The 18,968-nt window shown below is 67.4% G+C and carries 17 protein-coding genes; 14 read left to right on the top strand and 3 right to left on the bottom strand.

Annotation, left to right across the window (positions count from 1 at the left end; all coding sequences use genetic code 11):
• Nucleotides 1–48 precede the first annotated feature (48 nt).
• The 3 genes from ATSB10_RS17430 (at nucleotide 49) to ATSB10_RS17440 (ending at nucleotide 4,155) form a co-directional block, all read left to right on the top strand.
• Nucleotides 49–906, top strand: a complete 858-nt coding sequence (locus ATSB10_RS17430) for a tryptophan 2,3-dioxygenase (RefSeq protein ID WP_063673987.1) — start codon at nucleotides 49–51, stop codon at nucleotides 904–906.
• A 52-nt stretch (nucleotides 907–958) separates the two neighbouring features.
• A complete protein-coding gene (locus ATSB10_RS17435; protein WP_063673988.1) occupies nucleotides 959–2,467 on the top strand; it encodes a peptide MFS transporter in 1,509 nt (502 codons plus the stop codon).
• Between the two features lie 182 nt (nucleotides 2,468–2,649).
• Nucleotides 2,650–4,155: a peptide MFS transporter gene (locus ATSB10_RS17440; RefSeq protein ID WP_063673989.1), complete on the top strand. Its 1,506-nt coding sequence runs from the start codon at nucleotides 2,650–2,652 to the stop codon at nucleotides 4,153–4,155.
• Nucleotides 4,156–4,373: 218 nt separating this feature from the next.
• On the opposite strand, the gene ATSB10_RS17445 is transcribed toward ATSB10_RS17440, so the two are convergent.
• Nucleotides 4,374–4,838, bottom strand: coding sequence for a MarR family winged helix-turn-helix transcriptional regulator (locus ATSB10_RS17445; RefSeq protein WP_063673990.1), 465 nt, complete (start codon nucleotides 4,836–4,838; stop codon nucleotides 4,374–4,376).
• Nucleotides 4,839–4,967: 129 nt separating this feature from the next.
• Here ATSB10_RS17445 and hppD point away from each other — a divergent pair, with 129 nt between their 5' ends.
• The 6 genes from hppD to tpx all read left to right on the top strand — a co-directional run bounded on the left by hppD (nucleotide 4,968) and on the right by tpx (nucleotide 11,905).
• Nucleotides 4,968–6,080: a 4-hydroxyphenylpyruvate dioxygenase gene (gene hppD, locus ATSB10_RS17450; protein ID WP_063673991.1), complete on the top strand. Its 1,113-nt coding sequence runs from the start codon at nucleotides 4,968–4,970 to the stop codon at nucleotides 6,078–6,080.
• A 12-nt stretch (nucleotides 6,081–6,092) separates the two neighbouring features.
• Nucleotides 6,093–7,400 (top strand): homogentisate 1,2-dioxygenase, encoded by a 1,308-nt coding sequence (hmgA, locus tag ATSB10_RS17455; RefSeq protein ID WP_063673992.1) that lies wholly within the window; start codon nucleotides 6,093–6,095, stop codon nucleotides 7,398–7,400.
• 27 nt (nucleotides 7,401–7,427) lie between these two features.
• Nucleotides 7,428–8,414 carry a fumarylacetoacetate hydrolase family protein gene (locus tag ATSB10_RS17460; RefSeq protein ID WP_063673993.1) on the top strand — a complete coding sequence of 329 codons (987 nt, stop codon included), beginning with the start codon at nucleotides 7,428–7,430 and terminating at the stop codon, nucleotides 8,412–8,414.
• Nucleotides 8,415–8,514: 100 nt separating this feature from the next.
• Nucleotides 8,515–9,453 carry a sulfate adenylyltransferase subunit CysD gene (gene cysD / locus ATSB10_RS17465; RefSeq protein ID WP_063673994.1) on the top strand — a complete coding sequence of 313 codons (939 nt, stop codon included), beginning with the start codon at nucleotides 8,515–8,517 and terminating at the stop codon, nucleotides 9,451–9,453.
• The gene (cysN, locus tag ATSB10_RS17470; RefSeq protein WP_063673995.1) at nucleotides 9,453–11,336 is read left to right on the top strand and encodes a sulfate adenylyltransferase subunit CysN; all 1,884 of its coding nucleotides are present in this window, start codon (nucleotides 9,453–9,455) and stop codon (nucleotides 11,334–11,336) included. The genes cysD and cysN overlap by 1 nt, the downstream gene beginning before the upstream one ends.
• Before the next feature lie 65 nt (nucleotides 11,337–11,401).
• Entirely contained in the window at nucleotides 11,402–11,905 is a 504-nt protein-coding gene (tpx, locus tag ATSB10_RS17475) for a thiol peroxidase (RefSeq protein WP_063673996.1), read from the top strand.
• 268 nt (nucleotides 11,906–12,173) lie between these two features.
• Here tpx and gap read toward each other — a convergent pair whose 3' ends face one another.
• Nucleotides 12,174–13,172, bottom strand: a complete 999-nt coding sequence (gene gap / locus ATSB10_RS17480; protein ID WP_063673997.1) for a type I glyceraldehyde-3-phosphate dehydrogenase — start codon at nucleotides 13,170–13,172, stop codon at nucleotides 12,174–12,176.
• 174 nt (nucleotides 13,173–13,346) lie between these two features.
• On the opposite strand from gap, the gene ATSB10_RS17485 reads away from it, so the two are divergent.
• The 5 genes from ATSB10_RS17485 (at nucleotide 13,347) to ATSB10_RS17505 (ending at nucleotide 18,262) form a co-directional block, all read left to right on the top strand.
• On the top strand, nucleotides 13,347–14,222 hold the full coding sequence (locus ATSB10_RS17485) for a S1/P1 nuclease (RefSeq protein WP_063673998.1): 876 nt from the start codon (nucleotides 13,347–13,349) through the stop codon (nucleotides 14,220–14,222).
• A gap of 337 nt (nucleotides 14,223–14,559) precedes the next feature.
• Nucleotides 14,560–16,041, top strand: coding sequence for a pyruvate kinase (gene pyk, locus ATSB10_RS17490; RefSeq protein WP_063673999.1), 1,482 nt, complete (start codon nucleotides 14,560–14,562; stop codon nucleotides 16,039–16,041).
• 38 nt (nucleotides 16,042–16,079) lie between these two features.
• On the top strand, nucleotides 16,080–16,634 hold the full coding sequence (locus ATSB10_RS17495) for a hypothetical protein (RefSeq protein ID WP_063674000.1): 555 nt from the start codon (nucleotides 16,080–16,082) through the stop codon (nucleotides 16,632–16,634).
• Between the two features lie 39 nt (nucleotides 16,635–16,673).
• Nucleotides 16,674–17,114: an energy transducer TonB gene (locus ATSB10_RS17500; RefSeq protein ID WP_063674001.1), complete on the top strand. Its 441-nt coding sequence runs from the start codon at nucleotides 16,674–16,676 to the stop codon at nucleotides 17,112–17,114.
• A gap of 137 nt (nucleotides 17,115–17,251) precedes the next feature.
• Nucleotides 17,252–18,262 carry a class I fructose-bisphosphate aldolase gene (locus tag ATSB10_RS17505; RefSeq protein ID WP_063674002.1) on the top strand — a complete coding sequence of 337 codons (1,011 nt, stop codon included), beginning with the start codon at nucleotides 17,252–17,254 and terminating at the stop codon, nucleotides 18,260–18,262.
• Between the two features lie 66 nt (nucleotides 18,263–18,328).
• Here ATSB10_RS17505 and ATSB10_RS17510 read toward each other — a convergent pair whose 3' ends face one another.
• Complete coding sequence (locus ATSB10_RS17510) at nucleotides 18,329–18,922, bottom strand: outer membrane protein (RefSeq protein WP_063674003.1); 594 nt, start codon at nucleotides 18,920–18,922, stop codon at nucleotides 18,329–18,331.
• Between the last annotated feature and the right edge of the window lie 46 nt (nucleotides 18,923–18,968).

Raw genomic sequence — 18,968 nt, forward strand, 5'->3', positions numbered from 1 at the left:
CTGCCGGATGGCGCTACCATGCGGGTTTTGACGGAGAATGACGCCGACATGACGGACAACCGCCGCGACCTCGAAGCAGGCATCGAAACCGACCTGGAAGGGCGGCTGACCTACGGCGGCTACCTGCGGCTGGACGTGCTGCTGTCGGCCCAGCAGCCGCGCAGCGAGCCGCCGCATCACGACGAGATGCTGTTCATCGTGCAGCACCAGGTCAGCGAGTTGTGGATGAAGCTGGTGATCCACGAGATGGCCGCGGCGATGGATTTCCTGCGCCGCGACCAGGTCTGGCAGGTGCGCAAGGTGCTGGCGCGCTGCAAGTCGGTGCTGCGCCAGCTGATCGAGCAGTGGGCGGTGCTGGAGACCATGACTCCGTCGGAATACCTGGAGTTCCGCGAGACGCTGGGGCCGTCGTCGGGCTTCCAGTCGCTGCAGTACCGCATCATGGAATTCCTGCTCGGCAACAAGAACGCCGACATGCTGAAGGTGTTCGACCACGACCCGGCCGGCCAGGCGCGGCTGCGCGCCGTGCTGGAGGCGCCGAGCCTGTACGACGAGTTCCTGCGCTATCTGGCGCACTTCGGCCACGCGGTGCCGGCGCGGCATCTGGACCGCGACTGGCGCGAGCCGCACGTGGCCGACGCGGCGCTGCTGCCGGTGTTCGAGCGCATCTACGGCGACACCGACCGCTACTGGCGCGAGTACTCGCTGTGCGAGGACTTCGTCGACCTGGAGACGCAGTTCCAGCTGTGGCGCTTCCGCCACATGCGCACGGTGCAGCGGATCATCGGCTTCCGCCGCGGCACCGGCGGCTCGTCCGGGGTGGCGTTCCTGAAGCGGGCGCTGGAGCTTGAGTTCTTCCCCGAGCTGTTCGAGGTGCGCACGACCTTGCGGGCGCAGCCCGGCTGACGCGGCGGTCCGCCTCTGGCACGATCCGGGGACTTTCCGGGGCGAGACCACTATGACCGACACGTCCACCGCCGCTGCAAACGCGGCGCCCGACTTCCCGCAGCTGCTCGGCCACCCGCGTCCGCTGTGGATGCTGTTCATGACCGAGTTCTGGGAGCGCTTCGCGTATTACAGCGTCAGCTGGGCGCTGGTGCTCTACATCGTCGCGCAGTTCTTCCACGGCGATCCGGCCGGGCAGGCCTGGGCGGCCGGTATCTATGGCGCCTACACCGCGCTGATCTACGCCGCATCCATCTTCGGCGGCTTCCTGGCCGACCGGGTGATCGGCTACCAGCGTTCGATCCTGCTGGGCGCCGGAGTGATGGCCGCGGGACTGTTCACCCTGCTGGTGCCGAGCAAGCCGCTGATGATGCTGGGGCTGGCGCTGGTGATCGCCGGCGACGGCCTGTTCAAGCCGAACATCTCCACCATGGTGGGGCAGCTCTACGGGCGCGACGATCCGCGCCGCGATCGCGGCTTCACCCTGTTCTACATGGGCATCAATGCCGGCGCCTTCGTGGCGCCGCTGCTCACCGGCTGGATGGCCGGCCATTTCACCGACACGCCGATGCAGCAGAACTACCGCGTGGTGTTCGGTGCGGCGGGCGTAGGCATGCTGCTGAGCATGCTGTGGTTCTGGTTCGGGCGGCGCAGCCTGAAAGGCGTGGGCCGGCCGCTGGCGGGCATGGAGGGCCGGGGGCGCGTGTTGTGGGTGCTGGTCGGTACGGCGCTGGCGGTGCCGCTGATCTACGCCATGCTCGCCTACGTCGGTGCCGACGGCCTGCAATGGCTGCTCGGCCTGCTGTTCGTGGGCGTGGCGGCGGCGCTGATCGTCGAGGCGCTGCGGCACGACCGCGTGCAGCTGCACCGGGTGATCGCGATGCTGATCGTGTTCGTCTTCAGCGTGCTGTTCTGGACCTTCTACTTTCAGTTCGGGACCTCGCTCAACTTCCTGGCCGAGAACTGGGTGGACCGCCAGATGTTCGGTGGCTGGACCTTCCCGGTCGGCTGGTTCCAGTCGGTCACGCCGCTGGCGATCCTGGTGTTCGCTCCGCTGGTGACGCTGGTCTGGAGCGCGCTGGGGCGCCGCAACGCGGAGCCGTCGATCCCGCGCAAGTTCGGCTTCGGCCTGATCTTCAACGGGCTGGGCTTCGTGGTGCTGGTGTATGCACTGAAGGATCTGCTCGGCCCGACCGGGCTGATCCCGTTCTGGCCGCTGGTGCTGTGTTACGTGATGCAGACGCTGGGCGAGCTGTGCCTGTCGCCGATCGGCCTGTCGATGGTGACCAAGCTGGCGCCGCCACGCCTGGTCGGCCTGGCGATGGGCGGCTGGTTCCTGTCGCTGGCGGCGGGCGGCGATTTCTCCGGGCTGGTGGCAGGCTCGATCAGCGGCGAGCACGGCATGACCGTCGCTTCGGCGCTGTCCGGTTTCAGCTTCTGCTTCTGGGCGCTGGTCGGCTCCGGCGTGCTGCTGCTGGCGATCTCGCCGCTGATCAACCGGCTGATGCACGGGGTCAAATGAGCAGGGCGACGATCCCGTAGGAGCCCACCCAGTGGGCGACGTGTGCGGTCTGCGGGATGCACGGCGGTCGCGCACAGGGTGCGCTCCTACTCCTTCGTGGCCTCGGCGGTCTGCGGATGCATTCCCCACCCCAACCGGCTAGGGTTCGCAAAATATTGCGAATCCACCGAGGGGACGTCCGCATGACCGAGACCGCCGCGCCCGCGCCGAACGCGCCGGACTATCCGCAGACCCTGGGCCATCCGCGCCCGCTGTGGATGTTGTTCATGACCGAGTTCTGGGAGCGCTTCGCCTTCTACGGCATGCGCTGGGCGCTGGCGCTGTACATCGTGGCGCAGTTCTTCGATGGCGATCCGTCCGGCCAGGGTTATGCCAGCCGCACCTACGGCGCCTACCTGGCGCTGGTGTACGCCGCGGCGGTGTTCGGCGGTTACGTGGCGGACAAGGTGATCGGCTACCAGCGCTCGATCCTGCTCGGCGCGGTGGTGATGGCCTGCGGCCTGTTCCTGATCATGTGGCCGGACCAGCAGGTGTTCCTGTTCGGCCTGGCCACGGTGATCGTCGGCAACGGCCTGTTCAAGCCGAACATCTCCTCGATGGTCGGCCGGCTCTACGGGCTGGGCGATCCGCGCCGCGACCGCGGCTTCACGCTGTTCTACATGGGCATCAACGGCGGTGCGCTGGTCGCGCCGCTGGTCACCGGCTGGCTGGCCGCCTATTTCAGCGACACCCCGATGCAGCAGAACTACAAGGCGGTGTTCCTGGCCGCGGGCCTGGGCATGCTGGTGAGCCTGGTCTGGTTCGAGTGGGGCCGCGGCGAACTCAAGGGCGTGGGCCAGCCGGCGCCCGGGCAGTCCTCACCGCGGCGGGTGGTCTGGGTAGCGCTGGGCTGCGTGCTGGCGATTCCCCTCGTCTACCTGCTGATGGCCAGGGCGGGCGCCATCGCGCTGCAATGGTTGCTCAGCGCGATGTTCGTGGGACTGGCAGTGATGCTGTTCGTCGAAGGACTGCGCGAGGGCGCGGTGCAGCGCGACCGGGTGATCGCGATGCTGATCATCTTCGCCTTCAACGTGCTGTTCTGGATGTTCTACGAACAGGCCGGCAGCTCGTTCAACTTCCTGGCGCAGAACCTGGTGGACCGGGAGATGTTCGGCGGCTGGAGCTTCCCGGTCGGCTGGTTCCAGTCGGTCGCGCCGCTGGCGATCGTGCTGCTGGCGCCGCTCGTCTCGCTGGCCTGGGGCTGGCTGGACCGGCGCAGGGCCGAGCCGTCGATCCCGCGCAAGTTCGGTCTGGGCCTGCTGTTCAACGCGCTGGCCTTCGTGGTGCTGATGTTCGCGCTGTCGCGACTGGTCGACGGCAGCGGCCACATCCCGTTCTGGCCGCTGGTGCTGGTGTACGTGCTGCAGGTGATCGGCGAGCTGTGCCTGTCGCCGATCGGCCTGTCGATGGTGACCAAGCTGGCGCCGGTGCGCATGGTCGGCTTCGCGATGGGCGGCTGGTTCCTCTCCACCGGCATCGGCAACAACCTGTCGGGCATCTTCGCCGGCCACGTCAGCGGCGAGAGCGGCATGACCGTGGCTTCGGCCCTGTCCGGCTTCACCTTCAGCTTCTGGCTGCTGGTGGTGCCCGGTGCGCTGCTGTTCCTGGCCGCGCCGTTGATCGCGCGGTTGATGCATGGGGTGAAGTAGAGAAACGAGAAGTGAGTGGAGAGGAGTGAGGAGTGAGGAGTGAGGAGTGAGAGAGGAGCCAAAGCGTCGGCTGCACTCTTCGCTCAGCCTCCGTCACTCACCTGCCCTGTGATGCATGAGTTCGGAACCGATTGAGGAACGTGAGACGTGAGAGGAGTGCCCCGGTTCCGCCGTCGGCTTTTCTCTCACTTCTCACTCCTCTCCACTCACTCCTCGCTCTAGCGCTCCTGCAGCTTGTCCAGGATGCGCACCAGCCATCGCCGTTCGTCTTCGTCGAGCTTGTCCAGTAGCGCCTGCTCGCGGGCGCGGGCCATCGGCGCGACCACGTCGTGGATCGCCCAGCCCTCTTCGGTGAGGTCGAGCACCGAGCGGCGCTTGTCGTTGTCCGCCATGTGCCGGCTGACCCGGCCGGCTTCTACCAGGCGTGCCAGCGCGCGGCTCACCGCCACCTTGTCCATCGCCGTGCGGTCGGCGACTTCACGTGCCGACAGTCCCTCGAACCGGGCCAGCACCGCCATGACGCGCCACTCGGTCATGCTGAGGTCGTAGAGCCTCTGGTAGTCGTCCGCGATGCCCTGGCTGACGGTGTTGGACAGGATCGACAGGCGATACGGAAGGAAGTGCTCCAGTTCCAGCGGGGCGTGCTTGATGCCGGGCGGAGTGGCTTTGCGGGGAATGGACACTGCGGCGACGCTCCTTGCAATTGGTTTCAACTGTAACTATAAAGAAGGGCTCATGCGGACTTTCGCACCGGCAGCGCATGCTGCAAAGCCGCATCCGTGACATTAGCGCAGCTGACGCAGGAGAGCGCCATGAACTTCCAGCCCCAGACCGCCGTCCAGCCCAACCTCGGGATGCAGGTGACCACGTTCGAGAACCCGATGGGTATCGACGGCTTCGAGTTCGTCGAGTTCGCCGCGCCGGCGGACCAGGCCGCCGCGATGCATGACCTGTTCCGCCGCATGGGCTTCACCGCCGTGCTGCGCCACAAGCGCCGCGCGATCACGGTGTACCGCCAGAACGGCGTGAACTTCCTGCTCAACGAGGAACCGGACTCGTTCGCTGCTGATTTCGCCGCCCAGCACGGTCCCAGCGCCTGCGGCTTTGCGATCCGCTTCCAGAAGTCGGCGGCGGACGTGCTCGACACCGTGCTCGGCAACGGCGGCGAGGCGGTGGGGCACAAGGCCGATACCCGCGCGGTCGACGCGCCGGTGGTCAAGGGCATCGGCGACTGCATGCTGTACCTGGTCGACCGCTACGGCGAGGCCGGCAGCATCTACGACGGCGACTACCAGCCGGTGCCCGGCGCCGAGCAGAACCCTAAGGGCTTCGGGCTCACCTTCATCGACCACCTCACCCACAACCTCTACTTCGGCAACATGCAGAAGTGGTCGGACTACTACGAGCGCCTGTTCAACTTCCGCGAGATCCGCTATTTCGACATCAAGGGCGCCAAGACCGGCCTGGTGTCCAAGGCGATGACCGCCCCGGACGGCATCGTACGCATCCCGCTCAACGAATCGAACGATCCAAAGAGCCAGATCAACGAGTACCTCGATGCCTACCACGGCGAGGGCATCCAGCACATCGCCTGCTTCACCGACGACATCTACGCCACGGTCGAGGCGATGCATGCGCAGGGCGTGGAATTCCTCGACACGCCGGACACCTACTTCGACGTGATCGACATGCGTATCCCGAACCATGGCGAGGACGTGCCGCGGCTGCGCAGGAACAAGATCCTGATCGACGCCGATCCGGAGACCAAGCAGCGCAAGCTGCTGCAGATCTTCACCCAGAACTGCATCGGCCCGATCTTCTTCGAGATCATCCAGCGCAAGGGCAACGAGGGCTTCGGCGAAGGCAACTTCCAGGCGCTGTTCGAGTCGATCGAGCGCGACCAGATGAAGCGCGGCGTGCTCTGAAGGAACACACCCATGACGACGATGGTAGGTAACGGTTACCAGTCCGGGTTCGGCAACGAGTTCGCCACCGAGGCGCTGCCCGGCGTGCTGCCCGAGGGGCAGAACTCGCCGCAGCGCGTGGCCCATGGGCTTTACGCGGAGCAGGTGTCCGGTACGGCGTTCACTGCGCCGCGGCGCGAGAATCGCCGCAGCTGGCTGTACCGCATCCGCCCGGCGGCGATGCACAAGCCGTTCGCGCCGCTGGTGCACGCCACGTTCCACAACCGTTTCGACGAAGCCCCGGCCACGCCGAACCAGCTGCGCTGGGACCCGTGGCCGCTGCCGACGGCGCCGACCGATTTCCTCGATGGACTGGTCACGATCGCCGGCAACGGCGGTGCGGCCGAGCAGGGCGGCATCGGTGTGCACGTCTATGCCGCCAACCGCTCGATGGAAGGGCGTTATTTCTACGACGCCGACGGCGAGCTGCTGATCGTTCCGCAGCTGGGCCGGCTGCGCCTGCTCACCGAGTTGGGCGTGCTCGACGTGGCGCCGCTGGAGATCGCGGTGATCCCGCGCGGCATCCGCCTCCGCGTCGAGCTGCTCGACGCCGAGGCGCGCGGCTACGTCGCCGAGAACTTCGGCGCGCTGCTGCGCCTGCCCGACCTCGGGCCGATCGGCGCCAACTCGATGGCGCTGCCGCGCGACTTCCTGACGCCGCACGCGGCCTGGGAAGACGTCGAGGGCGATTTCAAACTCGTCGCCAAGTTCCAGGGCGCGCTGTGGCAGGCCGATATCGGTCACTCGCCGCTGGACGTGATCGCCTGGCACGGCAACTACGCGCCGTACAAGTACGACCTGACCCGTTTCAACACGGTCGGCTCGATCAGCGTGGACCATCCGGACCCGTCGATCTTCACCGTGCTGACCTCGCCCAGCGACACCCCCGGTACCGCCAACCTCGACTTCGTGATCTTTCCGCCGCGCTGGCTGGTGGCCGAGCACACCTTCCGCCCGCCGTACTTCCACCGGAACGTGGCGAGCGAGTTCATGGGCCTGATCGAGGGCGCCTACGATGCCAAGGCCGGCGGTTTCGCTCCCGGCGGCATGAGCCTGCACAACTGCATGAGCGGCCACGGCCCCGACGCGGCGAGCTTCGAGAAGGCCACTGCGGCCGACCTGAGCCAGCCGGACCACCTGACCGGTACCATGGCCTTCATGTTCGAGACGCGGAAAGTGTTCCGTCCCAGCGCCCAGGCGCTGTCCGCGCCGCAGCTGCAGGACGACTACTACACGTGCTGGCAGGGCATCGCGAAGCACTTCGACCCGACGAAGCCCTGATCGCACCGTTCCAGGAGTAATGATTCGATGAAGCTTGGCAGTCTCAAGGAAGGCGGCCGCGACGGCACGCTGATCGTCGTCAGCCGCGACCTGACCCACGCCGTGCGCGCCACCGGCATCGCGCCGACCCTGCAGGCCGCGCTGGACGACTGGCACAACGCCGCGCCGCGCCTGAATGCGCTGTACGACGAGGTGAACGCCGGTACCGCCGAGGGCCGCTTCGCGCTGGACCTCAACGCGCTGGCCGCGCCGCTGCCGCGCGCCTACGAGTTCGTCGACGGCTCGGCCTACCTGCCGCACGTGGAGCGCGTGCGCAAGGCGCGTGGCGCCGAGGTGCCGGCCAGCTTCTACACCGATCCGCTGATGTACCAGGCCACCAGTGCCGGCTTCCTCGGCCCGCGCGATCCGGTGGTGGTGCCCAGCGAGGACTACGGCATCGACCTGGAGGCCGAGGTGCTGGTGGTGACCGACGACGTGCCGATGGCGGTGACGCCGGAGCAGGCCGCCGGGCACATCCAGCTGGTCGGCCTGGTCAACGATGTCAGCCTGCGCGGGCTGATCCCGGCCGAACTGGCCAAGGGCTTCGGCTTCCTGCAGTCCAAGCCGCGCTCGGCGCTGTCGCCGGTGCTGGTGACTCCGGACGAGCTGGGCGACGCTTGGCAGGACTCCAAGCTGCACCTGCCGATGCGCACCTGGATCAACGGCCAGTGGTTCGGCGAGGCCGAGTGCGGGGTGGACATGCAGTTCAACTTCGCCCAGCTGGTGGCGCACGCGGCCAAGACCCGCCCGCTGACTGCCGGCACCCTGGTCGGTTCGGGCACCATTGCCAACCAGGACACGGCCAAGGGCGCTTCCTGCCTGGCCGAGCAGCGCACCGTGGAAACCCTGCGCGACGGCCAGCCGTCCACCCCGTTCCTGAAGTACGAGGATACCGTACGCATCGAGATCACCGATGCCGCCGGCCAGTCGATCTTCGGCGCCATCGAACAGGTCATCGCGCCGCTCAAGCGCTGAGTCGCGTGCCACGCCACCCGGTGAGTGCGGGCGGCGTGGCATATCCATAGGCGAAGTGGTTATCACCGGTCCGGTCGGTGCTGGCTAGAATCGGTGGATCATGACCGTTCTCCAGACCACTCCTGCTGGTGCGCTGGCCACCCGCCAGTCGCACCTCAAGCGCCTCGAAGCCGAGAGCATCCACATCCTGCGCGAGGTGGCGGCCGAGTTCCGCCACCCGGTGATGCTGTATTCGATCGGCAAGGATTCCTCGGTCCTGCTGCACCTGCTGCAGAAGGCCTTCCATCCGGCGCCGCCACCGATCCCGCTGCTGCACGTGGACACCACCTGGAAGTTCCGCGAGATGATCGCCTTCCGCGATCGCCGCGCGGCCGAGGTGGGCGCGAAGCTGATCGTGCACATCAACCGGGAGGGCGTGCGCCAGGGCGTCGGTCCGTTCACCCACGGCGCCACCGTGCACACCGACATCATGAAGACCCAGGCGCTGAAGCAGGCGCTGGATGCGCACGGCTTCGACGCGGCGATCGGCGGGGCCCGTCGCGACGAGGAGAAGTCGCGCGCCAAGGAGCGGGTGTTCTCCTTCCGCACCGCGCAGCACCGCTGGGACCCGAAGCGCCAGCGTCCGGAGCTGTGGAACCTCTACAACGGCCGCATCGCCAGGGGCGAGAGCGTGCGCGTATTCCCGTTGTCGAACTGGACCGAGCTGGATATCTGGCTCTACATCTACCGCGAGGCGATCGAGGTGCCCTCGCTGTACTTGGCCGCGCCGCGGCCGGTGGTCGAGCGCGACGGCATGCTGGTGATGGTCGACGACGAACGCCTGCCGCTGAGGTCCGGCGAGCGGCCCGAGATGCGCAAGGTGCGTTTCCGCACGCTGGGCTGCTACCCGCTGACCGGCGCGATCGAATCGGAGGCCGACGACCTGCCCAAGGTGATCCAGGAGATGCTGGTCGCGCGCACCTCCGAACGGCAGGGGCGGGCGATCGACCACGATCCCTCCGCCTCGATGGAGAAGAAGAAGCAGGAGGGGTACTTCTGATGGGCCGCGAACCGATCCTGTCCGTGGACGACTACCTCGCCCGCCACGAATCGAAGGACCTGCTGCGCTTCATCACCTGCGGCAGTGTCGATGACGGCAAGAGCACCCTGCTCGGGCGCCTGCTGTACGACACCAAGGTGCTGTTCGACGACCAGCTTGCTGCGCTGGAAGGCGATTCGCTGCGCCACGGCACGCAGAACGGCGAGCTGGATTTCGCGCTGCTGGTGGACGGCCTGTCGGCCGAGCGCGAGCAGGGCATCACCATCGACGTGGCGTACCGCTTCTTCACCACCGAGCGGCGCAAGTTCATCGTCGCCGACTGCCCGGGGCACGAGCAGTACACGCGCAACATGGCCACCGGCGCCAGCACGGCGGACCTCGCCGTGGTGCTGATCGATGCGCGCAAGGGCGTGCTCACGCAGACCCGCCGGCATACCTACATCGCGGCGCTGCTCGGCATCCGCCACGTGCTGCTGGCGGTGAACAAGATGGACCTGGTCGATTTCGACGAGGCCACCTTCCGTGCCATCCAGACCGAGTACGCGGCGCTGGCCGCAGGCATGGGCATTCCCCAGGTCACCGCGATCCCGGTGTCGGCGCTGCGCGGCGAGAACGTCAGCGCACGGGCCACGGCGATGCCCTGGTTCGATGGCCCGAGCCTGCTCGAGCACCTGGAGACGGTGACGATGACCCCACCGGCGCAGACGACGGGCTTCCGCCTGCCGGTGCAGTGGGTGTGTCGGCCTGACCAGAACTTCCGTGGCTATGCCGGGCCGGTGGTGGCCGGATCGATCGCCCCCGGTGACGAAGTCGTGGTGCTGCCCGGCGGCGCGCGCTCGCGCGTGGCGCGCATCGTCACCGCCGATGGCGACCTCAAGCGGGCGACGGTCGGCGACGCGGTCACGCTGACCCTGGAAGACGAACGCGACATCAGTCGCGGCGACGTGATCGCCGCGGCGGCCGATCCCGCGCAGGTGGCCGACCAGTTCGCCGCCCATGTGCTTTGGATGGACGAGGCGGCACTGCTGCCCGGGCGTGGCTACTGGCTGAAGATCGGTTCGCGCACGGTCGGTGCGCAGGTTACCGAGATCAAGCACAAGGTCGACGTGAACACCCAGGACGAGCTGGCGGCCAAGCGGCTGGAGCTCAACGAGGTGGGCTACTGCAACCTGTCGCTGGACCAGGCGGTGGCGTTCGAACCCTACGCGACGTGCCGCGAACTCGGTGCCTTCATCCTGATCGATCGGCAGACCAACGCCACCGTCGGCGCCGGCACGCTGGACTTCGCCCTGCGCCGTGCCGACAACATCCACTGGCAGCACCTGGACATCGACCGGGCCGCGCGTGCGCGGCTGAAGGGCCAGGCGCCGGCCTGTCTGTGGTTCACCGGCCTGTCCGGCTCCGGCAAGTCGACCGTGGCCAACCTGGTGGAGAAGCGCCTGTTCGCGATGGGCCGGCATACCTACCTGCTGGATGGCGACAACGTGCGCCACGGGCTCAACCGCGACCTGGGCTTCACCGACGAGGATCGCGTGGAGAACATCCGCCGCGTGGCCGAGGTGGCCAAGCTGATGGTCGATGCCGGGCTGATCGTGCTGGTGTCCTTCATCAGTCCGTTCCGCGGGGAGCGCCGGATGGCGCGCGAGCTGTTCGCGCCGGGAGAGTTCCACGAGGTGTTCGTCGACACGCCGCTGGCGGTGTGCGAGGCGCGCGACGTGAAGGGCCTGTACGCCAAGGCACGTGCCGGCGGCATCAGGAACTTCACCGGTATCGATTCGCCCTACGAGGCACCCGAAGCGCCGGAAGTGCATCTGCATGGCGGTGAAGAGGCTCCGGAACAGCTGGCCGAGCGGGTGATCCGGGAGCTGCTCGGGGAGCACTGAGGCCGCGACAGGGGAGCGGCCAGCCTCTAGGATGGCGCTCCCGACTTATCCGCACGAGGCATCCCATGTCGCAGAACGTTACGCTCAAGGGCAATCCGGTCGAGGTCCAGGGCGATTTTCCCGCCGTGGGCGCCAAGGCCCCCGGCTTTCGCCTGGTCGCCAAGGACCTGGCCGACGTCTCGCTGGCCGACTTCACCGGCAAGCGCAAGATCCTGAATATTTTCCCCAGCGTCGACACCCCGGTGTGCGCCGCCTCGGTGCGCCACTTCAACCAGGATGCCTCCGAACTCGCCAACACCGTGGTGCTGTGCATCTCGGCCGACCTGCCGTTCGCGCAGGCGCGCTTCTGCGGCGCCGAGGGCCTGGACCACGTGGTGACGCTGTCGACCCTGCGCGGCGCCGATTTCCTCAAGACCTACGGCGTGGCGCTGTCCAGCGGCCCGCTGGCCGGGCTGGCGGCGCGCGCGGTGGTGGTGCTGGACGAGCACGACCACGTGAAGCATGCCGAACTGGTGCCGGAAATCACCCAGGAGCCGGACTACGACGCGGCGCTGGCCGCGCTGAAGTAAGGCGATCGACTCGATCAGGCCCCCGCGGTAGCGAGTTGCTCGGGCGCTTCTCCCAGCCGTCATTCCAGCGAAAGCTGGAATCCGGCGTCTTTCCGGACATCGCGAGCCAAGGCACTGGATGACCAGCCCTGCGGCTGTTGAAAAGCGTCTCCGCCTTGCGCCGGAATGACGTGCCGTTGGAGGTTTCGGGATGAGGCGGCCGTCCCGTCCACCGAACCAAAAAGAAAGGCGCCCTGGGGCGCCTTTCTTCGTATCGCGGCGGCAGATCTTACTTCGCCACCACGCGGGCCATTTCCAGGCACTTGTTGGAATAGCCCCACTCGTTGTCGTACCAGGACACGAGCTTGACGAAGGTGGAGTCCAGTGCGATGCCGGCCTCGGCGTCGAACACCGAGGTGCGGGTCTCGCCGCGGAAGTCGGTGGCGACCACCTTGTCCTCGGTGTAGCCCAGCACGCCCTTCAGCGCGCCCTCGGACTGCGCCTTCATCTCCGCGCAGATCTCGGCGTAGGTCGCCGGCTTTTCCAGCTCGCAGGTCAGGTCGACCACCGAGACGTCGGAGGTCGGCACGCGGAAGCTCATGCCGGTGAGCTTCTTGTTGAGCTCGGGGATCACCACGCCCACGGCCTTCGCCGCGCCGGTGGAGGACGGGATGATGTTCTCCAGGATGCCGCGGCCGCCGCGCCAGTCCTTGTTGGACGGGCCGTCGACGGTCTTCTGGGTGGCGGTGGCGGCGTGCACGGTGGTCATCAGGCCGCGCTTGATGCCCCACTTGTCGTTCAGCACCTTGGCCAGCGGCGCCAGGCAGTTGGTGGTGCACGAGGCGTTGGAGATGATCGCCTCACCCTTGTAGCTCTTGTCGTTGACGCCGTAGACAAACATCGGCGTGTCGTCCTTGGACGGCGCCGACATGATCACCTTCTTCGCGCCGGCGTCGAGGTGCTTCTGCGCGCCTTCCTTGGTCAGGAAGATGCCGGTGGACTCGATCACCACCTCGGCGCCGACCTCGTCCCACTTCAGCGCGGCCGGGTCGCGCTCGGCGGTGAGGCGGATCTTCTTGCCGTTGACGATGAGCGTGTTGCCCTCGACCGCCACGGTGCCCTTGAAGCGGCCGTGCACGGAGTCGTACTGCAGCATGTAGGCGAGGTAGTCCGGCTCGAGCAGGTCGTTGATCGCAACGATCTCGATGTCGCTGAAGTTCTGCACGGCTGCACGCAGCACGTTGCGTCCGATGCGGCCGAAGCCGTTGATGCCCACCTTGATCGTCATTGCCGTTGACTCCTGCGTCTGGCCCATGCCTGTGGAAAGAGCCCTTTATTCTAGCAGGCCGTCAGGCCGCTTCGACGCCGGGGACAAGCGGTGCCGGGCCCCGCCCGGTGTCATCCGGCGCTGCACGGGGCTGTGGCAGACTCCCGGTCTTCCCCATCACGCCCTGACGATCCGATGAAGCTGCGTCCCTCTCGCCTCAGCCTGCTGTCCCTCGCCTTCACCCTGGGGGTCGCCGCCCCGCACGCCATGGCCTGGGGGCCGGAAGGCCACGCGATCGTGGCGGACATCGCCCAGTCGCATCTGGATCCGGCGGCCGCCGCGCAGGTGCGGGCGCTGCTCGCGCTGGAAGGCTACGATCGGCTCGACCAGATCGCCTCGTGGGCCGACCAGCACCGCAAGGAGATGCCCGGCACGGGGGGCTGGCATTACGTCGACATCCCGCTCGAGGCGCCGGATTACCGGGCCGCGCGCGACTGCCCCCGGGACAACTGTATCGTGGCCCAGCTGGACCATTTCACCCGCGTCCTTGCCGACCGGTCGGCGAGCCCGCAGGCCCGGCTGGAGGCGCTGAAGTGGGTGGTCCACCTGGCCGGCGACATCCACCAGCCGATGCACGCGGTGGACCACGACGACAAGGGCGGCAACACGGTCCAGGTGCAGTTCTTCGGCATCGGCACCAACCTGCACTCGGTCTGGGACGGTCGCGTGATCGAACACCAGCTGGACCTCAAGCTGGGGCCGAACTATTCGATCGACCGGACGGCGGTGGCCGCGCGCGCGAAGCAGCTGGAAGCAGGGATCACCCCGGCCGAGCTTGCGCAGTGGGCCCCTGCCGGGACGCTCGCCACGCTCGACACGCGTGTCGTCGACTGGGCCAACGAGTCGCACCATCTCGCCCGGACCGTCGCCTATACCGATCTGGCCAAGCCGTCCGGCGTGGCTTGGTCCGAGCGCTACCAGGCCAAGGCCTGGCCGGTGATCCGCGAGCGGCTCGAACAAGGCGGTGTTCGCCTCGCCGAGATATTGGACGAGGCGCTGGGCAGCCGCTGAGGCATCGCCGCTCGTACCGTCGCGGCGACCGGTCGTGACGGTGCAGGCTCAGGGTTCGGGACGCCTTCCGGGCCTGGCTGTGCATCGATAAGCCGGCAGGGCGGTCGGCCGGGAAATTTTTTTGCCAGGGTTGCTGCGGCGCAACACATCGATGCCGCATCGCGTGGCGTTACGTGGTCTGCATGGTTGTCGACCGCAGATCGCTGGTCGACGCCGACTGGTATCTTCACGCCGCATTTTCATGGCCGGCGACGCACCTCGCGCAGCCGTCCAAACGGCTGAAAATTCGCGATTTGAATCGTGGCGATGCAGCTCGCGTTGTTGCTACGCTTCCGGGATGACTACCCAATCCCAGCAAGTCCGCCGTACCAAGATCGTCGCCACGCTCGGCCCCGCCACCGATGCGCCGGGGATGCTCGAAAAGATCATCGCCGAGGGCGTCAATGTCGCCCGCCTCAACCTGTCGCATGGCACGCCCGACGACCATCGCGCCCGCGCCGAGGCCGTGCGCGCCGCTGCCGCCAAGGTCGGCGTGGAGGTCGGCATCCTGGCCGACCTGCAGGGCCCGAAGATCCGCGTCGAGAAGTTCGCGGACGGTCCGGTGCAGCTCGAGGTCGGTGACGCGTTCACGCTGGACTGTCGTGACGACGCGCCGGACGGCGATGCCACCCGCGTCGGCGTGAGTTACCTCGGCCTGCCGCAGGACGTGAGCCCCGGCGACATCCTGCTGTTCGACGACGGGCTGGTCGCGATGCGGGTGGAGTCGATCGACGGCACCGAGATCCACTGCACGGTCACCGTCGGTGGCAAGCTGTCCAACCGCAAGGGCCTGAACCGGCAGGGTGGTGGACTCACCGTCGACGCGCTGTCGGACAAGGACCGCAACGACATCAAGCTGGCCGCCGAGCTCGGCGCCGATTTTCTGGCCGTGTCGTTCGTGCGCTCGGCCGAGGATATGCATACCGCGCGTCGCCTGATGCGCGAGGCCGGCGGCCACGCCGTGATGGTGGCCAAGATCGAGCGTGCCGACGCGATTCCGGTGCTGGGCGAGATCATCGATGCCACCGACGTGGTGATGGTGGCGCGCGGCGACCTGGGCGTGGAGATCGGCGATGCCGAGCTGCCGGGCCTGCAGAAGAAGATCATCCGTGAAACGGTGCAGCGCAACCGCGCGGTGATCACCGCCACGCAGATGCTGCAGTCGATGGTGCGTTCGCCGATCCCGACCCGCGCCGAGGTGCTCGACGTGGCCAATGCGGTGATCGACGGTACCGATGCGGTGATGCTGTCGGAAGAATCCGCGGCCGGCGCGCATCCGGACAAGGCGGTGGCGGCGATGGTGCGCATCTGCCTGGGTGCCGAGCGCCAGTTCGAGCCGAAGGACGAACGCATGCTCGATGCGGCGCTGCAACTGGACCGGGCCGACCAGGCGATCGCCCTGGCCGCGATGGTGCTGGCCGGACACCTGGGCGTGCGCGCGATCGTCGCGTTGACCGAGTCCGGCGCCACCGCCCAGTGGCTGTCGCGCTACCGCAGTGCGGTGCCGATCTACGGCATGTCGCCGTTCGGCGAGGCGCGTCGCCGCATGCAGGTGCTGCGCGACGTGCATCCGGTGGAGTTCAGCCACGGCGAGCAGCAGAGCATGGCCGCCTCCACCCGCGCCGCCGTGCGCATGCTGTTCGAGCAGGGCAAGCTGGCCGAAGGCGACCGCGTGGTGATCACCTACGGCGACCGGGTCGGCCAGGCCGGCGGCACCAACACGCTGAAACTGCTTTCGGTGGGTGCCGACGGGATCGTCGACAGCCTGCGCGAGCTCTGAGGCTGGTTGCCCGCGCAACGGCGGGAGCGAGGGAACGCATGAAGACCAATCTCCACACGGTGCTGTGCACCTCGATCCGGCTGGGCGCCGTGCTGCTGGCGGTGCATGCACTGGAAGATGCGGCAACAGTGGTGGCCGCCGCCGACGGCAATACCCATCGCCTGTTTGCCAGCCTGCTGTTCGATGCCTGGTATCTCGCCGTCGGGGTCGTGCTCTGGCTGTGGCCGGGCGCGTTGGCCTGGTGGGCCAGCAGCCGCTCGGGCGGACAGGTGCTGGAGGCGCCGATCGGCGCGGACGAACTGCAGCGCGTAGCGCTCTCGGTGCTTGGTGTCTGGCAGGTGGTGCAGGGGGTGTCCGGCTTGCTGAGCCATGGCGTCGTGATGGTTTTCCTGCATGACCGGATGACCGATTACTCCACCGGACATCTGCCACCCGCCGAGTGGCGCTGGGTGGTCTTCTACGTCCTGCAGGCACTGGCCGGCGCTGCGGTGGCGCTGGGTGCGGCAGGAATGGTGAATCTGTTCCACCGGCTGCGCCGGTTCCCCGAGGCGTCGCCCGCGACGACGGAGATCGACGCCGATGCCGTGCGCTGACGCTAGACTGGGCTACCACCCCATCCCCGGAGGCGACCGATGAAGAAGAACCTGCTTCGCTTGCAACTGCCGTTGTGCCTGCTGGCGCTGGCCGTTTCCTCCCCGCTGATGGCCCAGGCGCGGCGGGTGTCGCCGGACAAGATCAACGGCTACTGGATCCTGCTCAATCGCAGCGTGGACGTGGACGTGCCGAACAGCGGCAAGAACATCTACAAGCCCGGCTGCGTGGCCGTCACCTTCACCATCGGCTCGGACGGCATCCCGCGCGACATCAAGGCGGTCAAGACCATCCCGGCGAGTGATCTGACGCCGGTCGCGGTCAACGCGGTGAAGCACTTCACCTACGGTCCCTCGCTGACCAACCGGGCCGGCGAGCCGGTGGACACCTACTATGTGGTGCCCTTCAACGGACCGTCCGACAAGGCCGGCCAGCAGGCCCTGATGGCCCCTTGCCAGCTGCCCGGCTACGACCAGAACTGAGCCGGCCTTCCGGCCGCCCCGGTGCCGCCGGGCGATCTGCCCTATAATCCGCCGCTTTCAGCCTTGCCGCTCCCGGTTCCGGGGGCGGCGTGTCCTTTGCGCGGCCTGGCGGCCGCTGTCGTTTCCACGGAGTCGTCATGAGCATCGAAGATCTGGAAAGCATCGCGCTGGCGATGGTCGCACCCGGCAAGGGCATCATCGCCATCGATGAGTCGACCAAGACGATCGCCAAGCGGTTCGAGTCGGTCGGCATCGAGAACACCGAAGAGAACCGCCGTGCCTACCGAGAGCTGCTGCTCACCGCCCCGGGCCTGAACGAGCACATCTCCGGCGCGATTCTCTACGACGAGACGATCCGCCAGTCGACCAGGGACGGCGTGCCGTTCACCCAGGTGATGAAGAAGCTCGGCATCATCCCGGGCATCAAGGTCGACAAGGGCCCGGTGCCGCTGGCCGGCTTCCCGGGCGACGTGGTCACCGAGGGCCTGGACGGCCTGCGCGAGCGTCTGGCCGAGTACGCCAAGCTCGGCGCGCAGTTCGCCAAGTGGCGCGCGGTGATCAACATCTCCGAGGACAACCCCAGCTCCACCGCGATCGAGGCCAACTGCCACGCGCTGGCCCGCTACGCCGCGCTGTGCCAGGAAGCCGGCCTGGTGCCGATGGTCGAGCCGGAAGTGATCATGGACGGCGACCACAGCATCGACGTCAGCTACGAAGTGCACGAAGCCGTGCTGCGCAGCCTGTTCAACGCGTTGTACGAGCAGAATGTGATGCTCGAGGGCGCCATCCTTAAGGTATCGATGGTGATCCCGGGCAAGGACGCCGAGGAGCAGGCCGAGGTCGAGGAAGTCGCCGAGGCCACCGTGCGCGTGCTCAAGTCCACCGTGCCGGCCTCGCTGCCGGGCATCGTGTTCCTCTCCGGTGGCCAGACCGACGAGCAGTCCACCGCCCACCTCAATGCGATGAACCGCATCGGCCCGCATCCGTGGCCGCTGTCGTTCTCCTACGGCCGCGCCATGCAGCAGGCGGCGTTGAAGCTGTGGGCCAAGGACATGAAGGCCAACTACGCCGAGGCGCAGAAGACCGTCGCCGCGCGCGCGAAGGAAAATGGCCAGGCCGCGCTGGGCCGCTGGACCGGCGGCAAGTAAGCCGGGTTCCTACTCCACGAAAAAGGGCGCCCCGAGGGGCGCCCTTTTTTTGCCTTGCGGCTTGGATCAGAAGCGGTATTCGGCGCTGACCGAGACCATGTCGGTGCTCAGGTCAACGTTGTGCTTCTTGGCGTCGAAGTAGTCGTAGTTCAGGCCGACGCTGAAGTTGTTGGTGAAGTCATAGCCGAAGCCGGCGCCGGCGTACCAGCTGGTCTTGTCCAGGCTCTCGCGGATCGGGTTGGAGTCGTTGCTCAGGCCGTGGCCCTTCCACGCGTACAGACCGGTGCGGGCGCTGATGTACCAGTTCGGGTTGAGGTTGAAGTGGCCATTCACGCCAGCGGTCCAGCCGTGCAGCTGGGAGCGGCCGCTGTCGACGACGTTGTTGCTGTTGAAGACGTTCTTGACGTGGATGTTGCCCAGATCGTTGTAACCAGCCTCGACACCCAGTGCCACGTTCGGGCTCAGCGACCAACGGTAGCCGCCGTTGAGGGCGTAACCGGTGTCGTGCCCGTCGTACGGGCCCTTGTTGATGGACGTGCGGCCGACATTGCCGTTGACGAACCAGCCACCGTTGTCGGACGGCGCGCTCTGCGCGAACGCGGCGGGGGCGGCGACCAGGCCGGCAGATACCAGGGCAAGGGCAAGCAGAGTCTTCTTCATCGCGATGATCCTCTTGTTGTTATCGCAGCCGGGCGGCTTGGGGGAA

The organism is Dyella thiooxydans (assembly GCF_001641285.1).
Classification (GTDB): Bacteria; Pseudomonadota; Gammaproteobacteria; order Xanthomonadales; family Rhodanobacteraceae; genus Dyella_A; species Dyella_A thiooxydans.

Excerpts from the sequence above, each read along its gene's own strand:
- ATSB10_RS17430 (WP_063673987.1), top strand. The coding sequence starts at position 49 with ATGACGGACAACCGCCGCGACCTCGAAGCAGGCATCGAAACCGACCTG.
- ATSB10_RS17435 (WP_063673988.1), top strand. The coding sequence starts at position 959 with ATGACCGACACGTCCACCGCCGCTGCAAACGCGGCGCCCGACTTCCCG.
- ATSB10_RS17440 (WP_063673989.1), top strand. The coding sequence starts at position 2,650 with ATGACCGAGACCGCCGCGCCCGCGCCGAACGCGCCGGACTATCCGCAG.
- hppD (WP_063673991.1), top strand. The coding sequence starts at position 4,968 with ATGAACTTCCAGCCCCAGACCGCCGTCCAGCCCAACCTCGGGATGCAG.
- hmgA (WP_063673992.1), top strand. The coding sequence starts at position 6,093 with ATGACGACGATGGTAGGTAACGGTTACCAGTCCGGGTTCGGCAACGAG.
- ATSB10_RS17460 (WP_063673993.1), top strand. The coding sequence starts at position 7,428 with ATGAAGCTTGGCAGTCTCAAGGAAGGCGGCCGCGACGGCACGCTGATC.
- cysD (WP_063673994.1), top strand. The coding sequence starts at position 8,515 with ATGACCGTTCTCCAGACCACTCCTGCTGGTGCGCTGGCCACCCGCCAG.
- cysN (WP_063673995.1), top strand. The coding sequence starts at position 9,453 with ATGGGCCGCGAACCGATCCTGTCCGTGGACGACTACCTCGCCCGCCAC.
- tpx (WP_063673996.1), top strand. The coding sequence starts at position 11,402 with ATGTCGCAGAACGTTACGCTCAAGGGCAATCCGGTCGAGGTCCAGGGC.
- gap (WP_063673997.1), bottom strand. The coding sequence starts at position 13,172 with ATGACGATCAAGGTGGGCATCAACGGCTTCGGCCGCATCGGACGCAAC.
- ATSB10_RS17485 (WP_063673998.1), top strand. The coding sequence starts at position 13,347 with ATGAAGCTGCGTCCCTCTCGCCTCAGCCTGCTGTCCCTCGCCTTCACC.
- pyk (WP_063673999.1), top strand. The coding sequence starts at position 14,560 with ATGACTACCCAATCCCAGCAAGTCCGCCGTACCAAGATCGTCGCCACG.
- ATSB10_RS17495 (WP_063674000.1), top strand. The coding sequence starts at position 16,080 with ATGAAGACCAATCTCCACACGGTGCTGTGCACCTCGATCCGGCTGGGC.
- ATSB10_RS17500 (WP_063674001.1), top strand. The coding sequence starts at position 16,674 with ATGAAGAAGAACCTGCTTCGCTTGCAACTGCCGTTGTGCCTGCTGGCG.
- ATSB10_RS17505 (WP_063674002.1), top strand. The coding sequence starts at position 17,252 with ATGAGCATCGAAGATCTGGAAAGCATCGCGCTGGCGATGGTCGCACCC.
- ATSB10_RS17510 (WP_063674003.1), bottom strand. The coding sequence starts at position 18,922 with ATGAAGAAGACTCTGCTTGCCCTTGCCCTGGTATCTGCCGGCCTGGTC.